The sequence below is a fragment of the Brevibacterium pigmentatum genome (genome assembly GCF_011617465.1).
GTDB lineage: Bacteria > Actinomycetota > Actinomycetes > Actinomycetales > Brevibacteriaceae > Brevibacterium > Brevibacterium pigmentatum.
The window spans coordinates 3,681,503-3,693,340 of record NZ_CP050153.1 but is presented as its reverse complement, the minus strand read 5'-3'; the positions used below and the strand labels follow the sequence as shown (position 1 = coordinate 3,693,340).

Genomic DNA, 11,838 nt, shown 5'->3' with positions numbered 1-11,838 from the left:
CCCTGAAAGGAGGGGCGGCTATTTGTCGAACAGGGAGTCGACGATATCGTCCGCGATGAAGCGGGCGTGGAGGATCGGCTTACGAGCCGGGTCCTTTGCGGCGGGCGGAATGTAGGCGGGTCGCCCGTCGAAGAGCATCACCGTGTCCCATTCGGTGCGGTCGAGCAGGTGGTGATGATAGCTGCACAGGAGCGCGAGATTGTTGATCTCCGTCTTGCCGCCGAGCGACCATGGAAACACATGGTTGGCATCGCACCAACCGGGAGGAGCGTCACAGCCGGGGAAGGTGCAACCTCGGTCACGGGCGGTGATCACTGCCAACTGTTTGCGATTGGCGAAGCGCTGTTCTGTGGCCACCTGCATCGTCTTGGCCCTGTCGCTCATGAGGTGGAAGAACAGCGAGCCGTTCAGGCCGTTTCTCATCAGTTCCTTGATGGGAATGGGATTGTCGGCGCCCGTGGTTCCGTGTCCTGTTCCTTTGGCCAGATCTTCGGCGGTGGCGTTGATGACGAGAGCATAAGGTGCTCCTGCAGCCGTCCGCTGCTTGTCGATCGTCGTGACGAGGCCGGCGAATCGTTCGTAGATCCATTCGCGCGCCGAGGGCTGTTCAGCGCTGACGTCGACGAAACCGCCGTCCTCACGAACGCCGACGCCGGGGACGGCAGTCGGATTCCCGCTCGTGCGAGCTGCGTTGAGATCGGGTTCCGGAACTCGCTTCGCGTCATATCGGTCACCGGAGAGCACCGCATCGACGATCTCAAGCAGCTCTTTGTCAGGAAGCGGCGAGCTCGTTTCCTCAGAAGCACCGGTTACGGTGTCGGGATTGCCCGCGGCCCCGATCCCAGAGGCGCCGGCCGCCGAGTCGGCATCGGTATTGTCGGCACCGGCCTTGCCGTCTTCTCCCGCAGACTGGATTCGTGAGGTCAGCAGTCCGTTGAGAGTTCCGCCGGTGACGGGGTCGAGCAGTCCACGCAGCTCCCAGTCGCCGTTGGTCTTGGCACGCATGGACATGTTGTACGCCGAGCGGTCGGCCGAGTCATTCGGCTCTGCGCCGTCCGGGTCGATATAGCCCATGAGCTTGCCGAAGATCTCGCGCAGATCCTTGAGACGGACATTGGGTGCGTTGTCGACCAAGCGCGTCTCGACGTCGGTGCGGACCGTCTGACTGACCCACGTGGGCAGTTTGCGCATGCAGTCTTCGATGACAGACGCCTGGGCGGCGGAGATCGTGCCGGCATGGAGCGCATCCGCGACGACAGGGTAGAGAGGCGGCAGAGCCTGTCCGGCCATGTCGACGCGTCCGCCGAGGTTCTTGGCCATATCGGTGCGGCGATTCGCCTCGGCGCCGGTGAGGTTGAATCGGTTCTCGATGAGCGACTTCGTCGACTTGGCGCCGAAATCGATGGGTGTTCCGACGCGTTCGCAGACGGAGAGTGCGAGCGTCGACAACGCATCGTTGATGCGTGTGATCGCCTCGACCCCATCGGCGAGCATGATGGCCTGATCCGGTCCCATGGGGCGATCGAACGAGCGCAGCTCATCTTTGAGGCCCATCAGCTGAGTGATCGAAGAGGTGACCTCGGGCGCAAAGCGGCTGAGATCTGCCCACTCCTCGTCGGCCAGCAGCGGGTGACCGCTGGTCTGCGGGGAGTTGTCGGCGTTCCGATCGGAATGATCGGAGCTGCGTTCGGGAGTGAGGGTCATGGGGATGAATTCCGTTCACCAACATCGTTGTTGTTGGAATCCAGTGTACGCTCATAATGTGTTGAATGCCATAGGTGATCGATAAAAGTTTCGAACACAAATCTGATGTTCGTCACAGTTCGAGAATGTTGACAAGCCTCTTTGAATCCATGCAGGTCAGGGGTGGTGTCGGCCGCAGCCGAGGTGAACCGGCTTCGAATGTGTAAGTCGGTCGTGGCACGATTGGAGTATGGATGCCCTGCTCCTCATTGACACCGACGACGCCAGCTACCCCAGCGATGACGCCATGGAGACCCTCGGCGATATCGTCACCCGCACCCGCGCTGTGGGCGGTGTGCTCATCTTCGCGTCGACGAAGGCCGACCTCGCCGACACTCCTGATGAGGAGCTGAGCATCTTCGTCCCCGATGAGGAGGATCTCGTGCTCCGGTCCGCGAGTCCGGATGTGTTCGAAGGCGTCGACGATCTGGCCGCAGGTCTGCATGACCTCTCCGTCGACCGGATCATCATCGCCGGCGCCGACGCCACCGCGGGCGAGCCGGGCACTGGAACTGGCGAAGTCACCACTGACCCCGCCGCCCAGGCAGAGGGCGATGCCGACGCTGGCGCCTCCTCGGCGGGCACCCCCGGAGCCGTCTACGCCTCGGCGATGGCGGGTCTTGTGTGCAACTTCGACGTCGTCGTCCTTTCCGACTCCACCACTGACCCCGATGGCAACCTCGTCGCCTGGGGCGATGCTGCCGCTGATGCCGGTGCCATGGTCAAGAAGACCGCCGATACCTGGCTGCGGATGTAGGGTCAGTCGCCTTCCCGAAATTGTTCTACATTGAGTAGAATGTGGGAGCGAGCTGAGAGGAGGGCCCATGACCGGATGGACGAAATCCGTACGTGCGCTCTTCGCTGCCCTCTTCACGACTCTCCTTGCTCTGCTCATGCACCTCGGTGCCGGTGGCGGCGTCTCGATTCCGGGCACTGTGGTCGTCTTCGTTCTCGTCCTTTGGGCGGCGATGATCGTCGCCGGCAGGCGCCTGGGCTACCTGACTCTGGCGGGCCTGCTCGGCCTCGGACAGGTGCTCATGCACCTGACGATGAGCTGGTCCGCACACACCTTCGCCCATGCGGGGGCCCACGCGGGAACCGCTCAATCCGGAAGCGGGCAGGCCGGAGCTGCAGGTGCCGGATCCACTTCCGCCGAGGCGGCCCTCCACGCCCACGCCGGGCACATCGTGCCAGCCCCTGGCACTCTTGATCTCGGTCCTGCCGCGTCCGCGCTCGGGCATGCGAGCCACGGGGCCACCTCGGTGGGGATGATCATCGCCCACGTCGTCGCCGTCCTCGTCACCGCCGTGATCCTCAAGCGCGGTGAGGACATCGTCCTCAGCATTCTGCAGCTGGCCCTGGGCCCGGTGATCGGCGCATTGCGAGCCCTCGCCGAGGCGGCCGGAGTCCTGGCGGACGAACCGTTCCGCAAGCTCTGCGCTTCGTTCCGGGTGCCGCAGCCGGTCACCTCGGCGGTGGTCGGCCCGAACTACCGCCGCGGCCCGCCCGCGCTCGGCTGACATCCCAATCGGCGTTTGCAGCGCCGACCCACACCTGGTTTCCCGGGTGACCATCCATCTTCGGACGACCGCCCAGACAGCGGCGGGCCGCCCCTCGGTGACAGTCGAACACGTCCGCGCACACCGCTGCGCGCAGAGGACACGTGCCCGCACACTGGCCAACACGTGCCCTGCGCACTTGCACTCGCACGAGGTGCGCGCTGGCAACCGTGACGGGCGCAGAGGCTCACGAAAGCGCTGCCGGCCGGCCGCGGTCCCTGCACACAGACGGACGAACGCGATGCGGCTCAGCGCCCGCAGCTTCGGGCACCAGAGACTCTGCGACCGAAGATCCTCGTCGTCTGACGACGGGGAACACGCGGGACTGCCTGGCCCAACAGGCGACCGCGGCGCGCGCCGACATGTGCTCGACTGCACCTGAATGACGAAAGTGCAGACATCATGCGAAAGAACATCACCCTGGCCTTTGCCCTGCCCATCGCCGTCGCCATCGGCCTGGCAGGCTGCGGCCAAGACGACAGCAAGGCCGCCGGTTCGACACAGACCGATGGCAGCAGCTCGACCTCGGCTGAATCCTCGGAAAGCGCGGTCGACGCCGAAGCGCTCAGCTTCGACGGCGCTTGGGTCAAGGCCGCCGACGACGGAATGACCGGAGTCTTCGGGGAGCTGAAGAACAACACCGACGCCGACATCAACCTCGTCGAGGCGAAATACGCGGACGCGGAGATGGTCCAACTCCACGAAACCGAAGGCGACGGCTCGGGCGGAATGTCCATGCAGGAGAAGAAGGGCGGCTTCACCATCCCGGCCGGGGAAAGCCTCCGCTTCGAGCCCGGAGGCGATCACATCATGATCATGGGACTGAAGAAGGCGATCAAGCCGGGCGAGCAGATCAAGCTCGATCTCGTCACCGCCGACGACGAGGCCGTCGAGGTCACGGCCGTTGCCAAGGAGTACTCCGGAGCCCAGGAAGACTACGCACCGGGCGAAGCCGAAGGCTCCAGCGACGACGAAGCTCATGCGGCCCATGGCGAGCATGCCGACAACAGCGAGCAAGCCGACCACGGCGAGGACACAGCCCATGCCGACCACGGGGAAGACGCAAGTCACGAGGACTCTGGCCACGGAGATCACGGAGATCACGGTGACCACTGAGCCTGATCGCTCCGGCTTCAGCCGCCGAGGTCTCCTGACCTCGGCGGCCGCCGCCGGCGGTGTCGGAATCGTCGGAGCCGCCGCGGGGTTCGGGATCGGCCGCCGCGGACCGGGCGCGGAGGCGGCGACCAACGGGGACGGAGGGCCGCCTCGGCGAGATCTGGACGGGGCGAACGGGCCGCAGACCGAGCCGTTCTACGGCACTCATCAATCCGGGGTCGAGACCTCGGCCCAGGCTTATGCGCACTTCATCGCGTTCACACTCAGACCCGGGATCAAGGCCGCCGAGGCGGTGCGCTGGCTGCGGCTGCTCACCGCGGATGCGGCGGCGCTGACGCAGGGACGGGCGCCGTTGGCCGATTCCGAATCCGAGCTCGCCGTCGACCCTGCCCGGCTGACGGTGACCTTCGGGTTCGGTGCCGAGCTGGTCGCCCTGGCCGGAAGGGAGCACGTCCCGGACTGGCTCAAACCCTTGGAAGCGTTCTCGATCGATCGCCTCGATGCGGACCGATGCAAGGGCGACCTGCTCCTGCAGATCTGCGGCGACGATCCGCTGACCTTGGCACATGCCAGACGCATGCTGTTCAAGGACTCCCGATCGTTCGCCGAGGTGGCCTGGCAGCGCGACGGTTTCCGACGTGCCTACGGCAGTTCGAGGGAGGGGAAGACCCAGAGGAATCTCTTCGGTCAGCTCGATGGCACGGCGAATCCGGGCCCCGGTTCCGAGGACTTCGCGCGGATCATCTGGGGACAGGGCACCGAGACGGCCGACCCGGTGTTCTCCGCTCGCGGGGAGCCGCCTGCCGACCTCGGTGCGCACCTGCCGCCCTGGATGCGCGGGGGAACGACGCTGGTTCTGCGCGATATCGCCATGAACCTCGATACTTGGGACAAGGCCGACCGTCCGGCCCGGGAGTTTGCGGTCGGTCGGACCATGGACAGCGGAGCGCCGCTGTCGGGCAAGGCCGAGTTCGACGTTCCGGACTTCACCGCCGTCGATCGGCGCGGACTGACGAAGATCTCGTCGGTCGCGCATATCGCTCGTGCCCGCGACGGACTGGGGTCGGAGGTGCAGATCCACCGGCGCACGTTCAACTACGAGACCGGCGCGGGCGGGGATTCCGGGCTGCTGTTCGCGTCCTTCCAAGCCGATATCGAGCGGCAGTTCCTGCCGATCCAACGCCGCCTCGCCGAAGTGGACCTGCTCAACGAATGGACGACCCCGATCGGGTCAACCGTGTGGGCGATCCCGCCCGGGGCGACCGAGGGCGGATACGTCGGACAGGAGCTGTTCGACGCGTGAGAGACCGTCTCGACCGCCGGACCCATCTGAGCGGAGACGGCGGCCGCGTCGGTCGGGGGCGATTCGCAGACCCCGAGGCTGTCAGAACAGCGGCTGCGGCAGGGCGTCTTCGAACTCGAGGAGGCGCCTCTTGGTCTCGAGTTCGTGCCCGGGCAGTCCGCCCGAGTACCCGCCGAGTCCGTCACCGGCGACAACCCGGTGGCAGGGGACGATGATGGGGATCGGATTGAGCCCCATGATCCCGCCGACGGCACGAGCCGGAATCCCGGTGCCGCTGGCTTCGGCGAGCTGACCATAAGTGACCGTGGTCCCCGCCGGGACCTTTTCGGCCAAGGTCGTCAGCACGGCCCTCGCGATGTCCGAGACCTGACCGAAGTCCAGGGGCAGATCGAAATCGCCGAGGCGGCCGTCGAAGTACGCCCGCACCTGGGCGACCGCCTCGGCGAGGATCGGATCCGAGGAGGCGGCCGCCTCAGCGGGGATCAGGGCGGAGTCGTCGGTCGCCTCGGCGGATGTGCGCCATTCGAGCCGGACGACCGACCTGCCGTCGCTTGCCACGGTGAGGGGGCCGACGAAGGTGTCGACGGTTGCCGAGACGGTCGCCATGGGATGTCCTCCGTTCGCAGTCCGAGCAGAGAGCCCGGTGTCGACGGCGATGCTCAGTCGAGTCTGATCATACGACTGTGCCCTCCCGACTCTTCCGAACCGGGAGGGCACAGCATGTTCATGACCTCGCGCCGTGCAGCGGGGAAGCGTTCCGCCGAGTAGACGAGGTCGTCCTCAGCGAAGCGGCCGGCGCGGCGAAGCGATCATTCCTCGTCAGGCAGCTCGCCTTCGTAGGCATCAGGGTTGGCCTTCAGCCACTCGGCGATGGCCTTCTCGCCATCGTCCTTGTGCTTGTTGACGACCAGGTCCTCGAGCTCTCCGTACTGCTTGTCATCGAGCTTGATGTTGCCGATGTAGTCGGCGGCATCCGAGAACTCTTCACTGAAGCCCTTGGTGGCGGTGAAGTGGAGCTTCTCGGGATCACCCATCGCACCCTTCGGGTCCTCGAGGTCCTTGACCGGGTACTCGTTGTTCGCCCAGAACGGACGCCACAGGGTGACGACGATGTCCTTCTCAGCTTCGGTCGCATTGCCGAGCTCGGTGAGCATGGCGGCGGTCGAGGAGGTGACGAGTTCGTATTCGCCGTCGAGGCCGTACTCGGGAATCATCGCCTTGGTGGCCTTCGTCAGACCGGCACCGGGCTCGATTCCGATGATCTCTCCGCCGAAGTCCTTGCCCTTGCCCTTGAGGTCTTCGATCGAGTTGATGTCCTTCATGTACTTCGGGACGGCGATCGTGAGGACGGCGTTGTCGTAGTAGGCGCCGAGATCTTCGAGGTTGTCACCGTACTCGTCGATGTACTGCTTGTGTGTGACCTCGGGCCACGACGAGGGGTACATGTCGATATCGCCGTTGGCGACACCGGCGTACAGGACGGCGGCGTCGTTGAAGGTCTCAGTCTCGACGTTGTAGCCCATCTTGCCCAGCTGATCCTCGAGCAGGAGCGAGATGCTCTGGCCGTCGGTCCAGCCGGTGACGTAGCCGAGCTTGATGTCGCCCTTGTCGCCGCCTCCGCCGTCGTCCTTCGACGCTTCCTGCGAGCAACCGGTCAGAGCAAGGCCGAGGGCTGCGACTGCAGCGACGAACGGGGTGAGGAATCTTCTCTTCATTATGTGTTCCTTTTCTCTAGTGATCGACTATTAGGACTGTGTGGTCAATCGACTCAGGCCGCTGCCGCAGCTGCCTTGTTCTTCGCGCTGCGACGACGCATCCCCGCCACGAGCGAGTGCGGGTAGTCCTTCGCATTGCCCAGGGCCGCGGTGACGCGGTCGAGGTAGACCGCGATGATCACGACACCGAGTCCGGCTTCGACACCGAGCGGCAGGTTCTGGGTGGCGATCGCTTCGACGACGTTCTTTCCGAGTCCGTCGGCGCCGACCATGCCGGCGATGACGGCCATGGCCAGGGCGAGCATGATGACCTGGTTGATGCCGGCCATGATCGTCGGCGTGGCCAACGGCAGCTGGACTCCGCGGAGGATCTGGCCGGGAGTCGCACCGAAGGACTGTCCGGCTTCGACGGTCTCCGAATCGACCCCGCGGATGCCGAGCTCAGTGAACCGCACACCCGGAGGCAGAGCGAAGATCACCGTTGCCACGAGACCGGGAACGACGCCGATGCCGAAGAAGGTGACGGCAGGGATGAGGTAGACGAATGCCGGCATCGTCTGCATGAAGTCGAGGATCGGTTTGATGACCGCTGAGGCTCTGTTGCTGCGTGCGGCCAGAATGCCGACGGGGATGGCGATGATGATGGCGATGACGGCGGCGATGATGATCAGCGCCAGGGTCTGCATCGCGGCCACCCATTGGTCCATCGTCATGATGAAGAACAGGGTGATGAGTGTGCCCACGGCCATCTGCCATGAGCGGAAGACCCAGCCGATGAGCGCCAGCAGGATGATGATGACGAGCGGGTGGAGGTCGACGAGCACATCGGTGAGGACCTCGATGAGGAAGTTGAACAGCCAGGTGACGGCATCGAAGAACCACGCGACGTTCTCCTTGAGCCAGTCGAATACCGTGTCGACCCAGGCTCCGATCGGAATTCTGATGTTCTCCATCAGCGCTCACCCCTTTCGCCGGCGGTCTGCCGTGCGACGGCATCATCGCCTTCGGCCAGTACCTGGTCGATGATCCCGGTATCGACCGGCTCGGGCCAGTCTTCGACAGCGGCGTCCACGGCCTGCTCTTCATTGCCGTTCTGGTTGCCGAGCGCGGCGAGAAGGGTGGCCCGGGGCACGACGCCGACGAGTTCGCCGTCGGCATCGGTGACGGGCACCGGCAGAGGCATCTCCGCGGTCGGGAGGAACAGGTCGATGAGCAGGTCGTCCGGAGACGCGGGATTGGCGACCGGCTTGATGATCTCGTCGAGAGTCGTGGCGCCCGTCCGGATGTGCTCGATGCAGTCGCGGTCGCTGACGAGGCCGAGGAACTTGCGGTCCCTGTCCGTGACGTAGACGCCCGATGTGCTGTTCTCACGCATGGTGCGCAGGGCGACTCGGGGACCGTTCTGGTTGGTCACGGTCTGACGCGCCTTCTCCATGACGTTGTTGGCGGTGAGGACGCGTGCCCGGTCGACGTCGTGGACGAACTGCGCGACGTAGTCGTTGGCCGGGTCGGTGAGGATGTCCTCCGGGGTGCCGACCTGGACGATGCGTCCGTTGCGCATCACCGCGATCCGGTCGCCGAGGAACATCGCCTCATTGAGGTCGTGGGTGATGAAGATGATCGTCTTCTTCAGCTCTCGCTGCAGTTCGACGAGCTGTTCCTGCATCTCGCGGCGGATCAGCGGGTCGAGGGCGGAGAATGCTTCGTCCATGAGGAGGATGTCGGTCTCAGCCGCAAGCGCGCGGGCCAGGCCGACGCGCTGCTGCATACCGCCGGAGAGCTGTTCGGGGAACTTGTCGCCCCAGCCTTCGAGGCCGACGGCCTTGAGCCAGCGGTCGGCGGTCCTATCCCGCTCCGCCTTCGCGACGCCGCGGATCTCCAGTGCATAGGCGGCGTTGTCGCGGACGGTGCGGTGCGGGAGCAGTGCGAAGTGCTGGAACACCATCGAGATGTGCTCGCTGCGGACCTTGCGCAGTGCGGCCGAATCGATCTTCGCAATATCGGTGCCCAGCACCTCCACGGATCCGGCAGTGGGTGCCCAGAGTCCGTTGAGAGTGCGGATCAGGGTCGACTTGCCCGAACCGGACAGGCCCATGACGACGAAGATCTCGCCGGCCTCGACTTCGAAGCTCGCATCGATGACGGCGGCCGTCCCGAGCTTGGTCAGGTCATCACGGTCAGCGCCCTCTTCGAGTCGTTTGACGACTTCGTTCTCACGCTTTCCGAAAACTTTGTAGACGTGTGACGCTTTGACAACGCTCACGTGCTTCCTCCTTGCATTCTTGGCAGTCCGCAAGAACGAGAGGCTTCACCCCCGTTTGCACGGTTCGGTGCTCGCAGATCAGATCCGAATAGCTCAATTGCGCACGCGCCTCACCGCACACGGATATCTGATCCACCATTGTAGTTTTGTTCAGGATTTTCGGTAGAGATCTTATTGGGATTATGCGGCGCGTCACCCTTGACTGGCGCTCTGACCTGGGCAAACAGATGGCCGTGCGTTACTTGATTGTTATAATCATCGGTTGGAGCATGTAGATATGCCGTTGATGAATTTGCTGCCGGATATGGGATTTTGATGCAGTAGGCGGCCTTGCTCTCAAGGCACCTGCGGCGAATCCGTCACGGCTTCCACAGTGATTCCTTCAAGGCTTCCGCGGCGATTCCGTGAGGAAGCGGATCACGGCCGGGGTGACCACCTCGGCGAATTCTTCGAAGAATCCGTGTCGGCCCTCCGGCAGAATGCGCAGCTGAGAGTTGGGGATCCGGTCGTGGAGGATCCGAGCATTTCCGACCGGGTTCATCCGGTCCGCGTCGCCGTGCATGATCAGAGTCGGAGCGGAGATCTCCGGCAGCCGGTCCCACGCATCGTGGTTGGCGCTCACTCGCAGGTGGGCGGATGACTCGGCGGCCGTCATCGTGTCATCGCCGAGTATCTTGCTGTACTCCGCCGCCACAGTCCACTCCGGTGTGTAGAAAAGGTCGAACAGGTACTGAGTGTGCTCGGCACCGCGCAGCCGGGCCAGCGCCTGGCCGACCTCACGGGGGCGCTTCACGGCGTGCTTCCCACCCGGTGACGTGCACCCGAGCACGATCGCGCTCACCCGCTCGGGATGGTTGAGTGCGAGCATCTGCGTGATCCGCCCGCCCATGGACGTGCCGTAGATCGCGGCCCGATCCGCGCCGAGGTGGTCGAGCACGTCCACGGCATCTTCGGCGAAGCTCGCCGTCGAGAGTTCGCCGAGCTCACCCCGGCTGCCGCCCGTTCCGCGATAGTCGAAGGTGATCGTGCGGAAGTCCGCTTCGAAGTCCCCGCGCAGGTCGTCCCACCACTCGTGCGAGTTCGACTGACCCTGCAGAAGGAGCAGCGCGGGCGCGTTCTTCGGCCCGCTGACCTGGACCTCGAGGGGGAAGCCGTCGCGTGCGCTGATCCTGTCCACCTGCATCGTCTCCACCCGTGTCCTCCTGCCCGCGCGCTCCGCGTCACCGCCTACGCTTGAGAAATGAAATCATTGCCGTTCCTCAATCCTGCCGCAGGTTCGCCTGCCGCGCGCAATCCCGGCCGACCGGCCGTCATCGTGCCCACCCAGGCGATCGATGCCGAGAGGCTCGCCGCCGATTGTGCCGCGGCCGCCGCGACCGGGATCGTCGATGCCGTCGAATGGCGCATCGATCCGCTGCTCGCCGCCGGTTCCGGTTCTGCGCTCACCCGCGCGGAGGCAGCCCTTCGACTGCTTCCCCGTGCACTCACAGCGGGGCTGCCGATCCTCGTGACCGTGCGCACCGGATTCGAAGGCGGGCAGGTGGAGATCACGGAAGACGACTACGCCGAGGCGGTGCGGGCGCTGATCGCGGGCATTGCCGAAGTCGGGGTGGGGGACGGCACTGCTGCCGACGCTGATGCCGTGGCCGTCGCCGCAGCGTCGGGTATTCCGGGCAGCGGGGCATCGGGCGTTCCCGTCGCCGTCGACGTCGAGATCGACCGGGCGGATTCGGACTCCCTCATCGCCTCGGCGCGGGAATCGGGCGTACCCGTCGTCGCCTCGCACCACAATTTCGAGGCCACGGACTCCGCCGACCGCCTGCTGAGGACGTTCGCCGCGATGAGCGAGGCCGGTGCGGATGTGGCCAAGGTGGCGATGATGCCGCAGGAGCCGGCCGACGTGCTGCGTCTCCTCGAGGCGACCGCTGCGGCGGATGTCTCCGCGGCGCATCCCGTGCTCGGGATCTCGATGGGACCTCTGGGGCGGACGAGCCGGATCATGGGTGCCGACTTCGGCAGCTGCGCAACATTCGCGCAGATCGGTCAGGCCTCGGCACCGGGGCAGATCGACGCCGTGGTCCTCGCCGAGATCCTCGACCGCGTCACCGGCTGACCCCGCCGACAGGCAGCTGACAGACT

At 65.2% G+C, this 11,838-nt stretch carries 11 protein-coding genes; 5 read left to right on the top strand and 6 right to left on the bottom strand.

Annotation, left to right across the window (positions count from 1 at the left end; genetic code table 11):
- Positions 1 to 18: 18 nt before the first annotated feature.
- Positions 19 to 1,704, bottom strand: a complete 1,686-nt coding sequence (locus tag GUY30_RS16750; protein WP_167200097.1) for an HNH endonuclease signature motif containing protein — start codon at positions 1,702 to 1,704, stop codon at positions 19 to 21.
- A gap of 229 nt (positions 1,705 to 1,933) precedes the next feature.
- Between GUY30_RS16750 and GUY30_RS16745 the strand changes: the two genes are divergently transcribed.
- From GUY30_RS16745 to GUY30_RS16730, 4 genes are all read left to right on the top strand, one after another.
- Positions 1,934 to 2,500, top strand: coding sequence for a hypothetical protein (locus GUY30_RS16745; protein WP_167200094.1), 567 nt, complete (start codon positions 1,934 to 1,936; stop codon positions 2,498 to 2,500).
- Between the two features lie 67 nt (positions 2,501 to 2,567).
- Positions 2,568 to 3,263 (top strand): hypothetical protein, encoded by a 696-nt coding sequence (locus tag GUY30_RS16740; RefSeq protein ID WP_167200091.1) that lies wholly within the window; start codon positions 2,568 to 2,570, stop codon positions 3,261 to 3,263.
- 441 nt (positions 3,264 to 3,704) lie between these two features.
- The gene (locus GUY30_RS16735; protein WP_167200088.1) at positions 3,705 to 4,418 is read left to right on the top strand and encodes a copper chaperone PCu(A)C; all 714 of its coding nucleotides are present in this window, start codon (positions 3,705 to 3,707) and stop codon (positions 4,416 to 4,418) included.
- Positions 4,345 to 5,721, top strand: a complete 1,377-nt coding sequence (locus GUY30_RS16730; RefSeq protein WP_167200085.1) for a Dyp-type peroxidase — start codon at positions 4,345 to 4,347, stop codon at positions 5,719 to 5,721. Before GUY30_RS16735 ends, GUY30_RS16730 begins: the two co-directional genes overlap by 74 nt.
- Positions 5,722 to 5,802: 81 nt before the next feature.
- Here GUY30_RS16730 and GUY30_RS16725 read toward each other — a convergent pair whose 3' ends face one another.
- From GUY30_RS16725 to GUY30_RS16705, 5 genes are all read right to left on the bottom strand, one after another.
- Positions 5,803 to 6,327: a methylated-DNA--[protein]-cysteine S-methyltransferase gene (locus GUY30_RS16725; RefSeq protein WP_167200082.1), complete on the bottom strand. Its 525-nt coding sequence runs from the start codon at positions 6,325 to 6,327 to the stop codon at positions 5,803 to 5,805.
- A gap of 203 nt (positions 6,328 to 6,530) precedes the next feature.
- Positions 6,531 to 7,436, bottom strand: a complete 906-nt coding sequence (locus GUY30_RS16720; protein WP_167200079.1) for a glycine betaine ABC transporter substrate-binding protein — start codon at positions 7,434 to 7,436, stop codon at positions 6,531 to 6,533.
- A gap of 53 nt (positions 7,437 to 7,489) precedes the next feature.
- Positions 7,490 to 8,389, bottom strand: a complete 900-nt coding sequence (locus GUY30_RS16715) for an ABC transporter permease (protein ID WP_167200076.1) — start codon at positions 8,387 to 8,389, stop codon at positions 7,490 to 7,492.
- Positions 8,389 to 9,699 (bottom strand): quaternary amine ABC transporter ATP-binding protein, encoded by a 1,311-nt coding sequence (locus tag GUY30_RS16710; protein ID WP_167200073.1) that lies wholly within the window; start codon positions 9,697 to 9,699, stop codon positions 8,389 to 8,391. The genes GUY30_RS16715 and GUY30_RS16710 overlap by 1 nt, the downstream gene beginning before the upstream one ends.
- A gap of 382 nt (positions 9,700 to 10,081) precedes the next feature.
- Entirely contained in the window at positions 10,082 to 10,882 is an 801-nt protein-coding gene (locus GUY30_RS16705) for an alpha/beta fold hydrolase (protein WP_167201184.1), read from the bottom strand.
- Between the two features lie 57 nt (positions 10,883 to 10,939).
- Between GUY30_RS16705 and GUY30_RS16700 the strand changes: the two genes are divergently transcribed.
- Positions 10,940 to 11,812: a type I 3-dehydroquinate dehydratase gene (locus GUY30_RS16700; protein ID WP_167200069.1), complete on the top strand. Its 873-nt coding sequence runs from the start codon at positions 10,940 to 10,942 to the stop codon at positions 11,810 to 11,812.
- The last annotated feature ends 26 nt before the right edge of the window (positions 11,813 to 11,838 follow it).

What these genes read in the sequence shown, in the direction of transcription:
- GUY30_RS16720 (WP_167200079.1), bottom strand. Translation starts at nt 7,436, where the DNA reads ATGAAGAGAAGATTCCTCACCCCGTTCGTCGCTGCAGTCGCAGCCCTC.
- GUY30_RS16745 (WP_167200094.1), top strand. Translation starts at nt 1,934, where the DNA reads ATGGATGCCCTGCTCCTCATTGACACCGACGACGCCAGCTACCCCAGC.
- GUY30_RS16730 (WP_167200085.1), top strand. Translation starts at nt 4,345, where the DNA reads ATGCCGACCACGGGGAAGACGCAAGTCACGAGGACTCTGGCCACGGAG.
- GUY30_RS16740 (WP_167200091.1), top strand. Translation starts at nt 2,568, where the DNA reads ATGACCGGATGGACGAAATCCGTACGTGCGCTCTTCGCTGCCCTCTTC.
- GUY30_RS16700 (WP_167200069.1), top strand. Translation starts at nt 10,940, where the DNA reads ATGAAATCATTGCCGTTCCTCAATCCTGCCGCAGGTTCGCCTGCCGCG.
- GUY30_RS16715 (WP_167200076.1), bottom strand. Translation starts at nt 8,389, where the DNA reads ATGGAGAACATCAGAATTCCGATCGGAGCCTGGGTCGACACGGTATTC.
- GUY30_RS16750 (WP_167200097.1), bottom strand. Translation starts at nt 1,704, where the DNA reads ATGACCCTCACTCCCGAACGCAGCTCCGATCATTCCGATCGGAACGCC.
- GUY30_RS16735 (WP_167200088.1), top strand. Translation starts at nt 3,705, where the DNA reads ATGCGAAAGAACATCACCCTGGCCTTTGCCCTGCCCATCGCCGTCGCC.
- GUY30_RS16705 (WP_167201184.1), bottom strand. Translation starts at nt 10,882, where the DNA reads ATGCAGGTGGACAGGATCAGCGCACGCGACGGCTTCCCCCTCGAGGTC.
- GUY30_RS16725 (WP_167200082.1), bottom strand. Translation starts at nt 6,327, where the DNA reads ATGGCGACCGTCTCGGCAACCGTCGACACCTTCGTCGGCCCCCTCACC.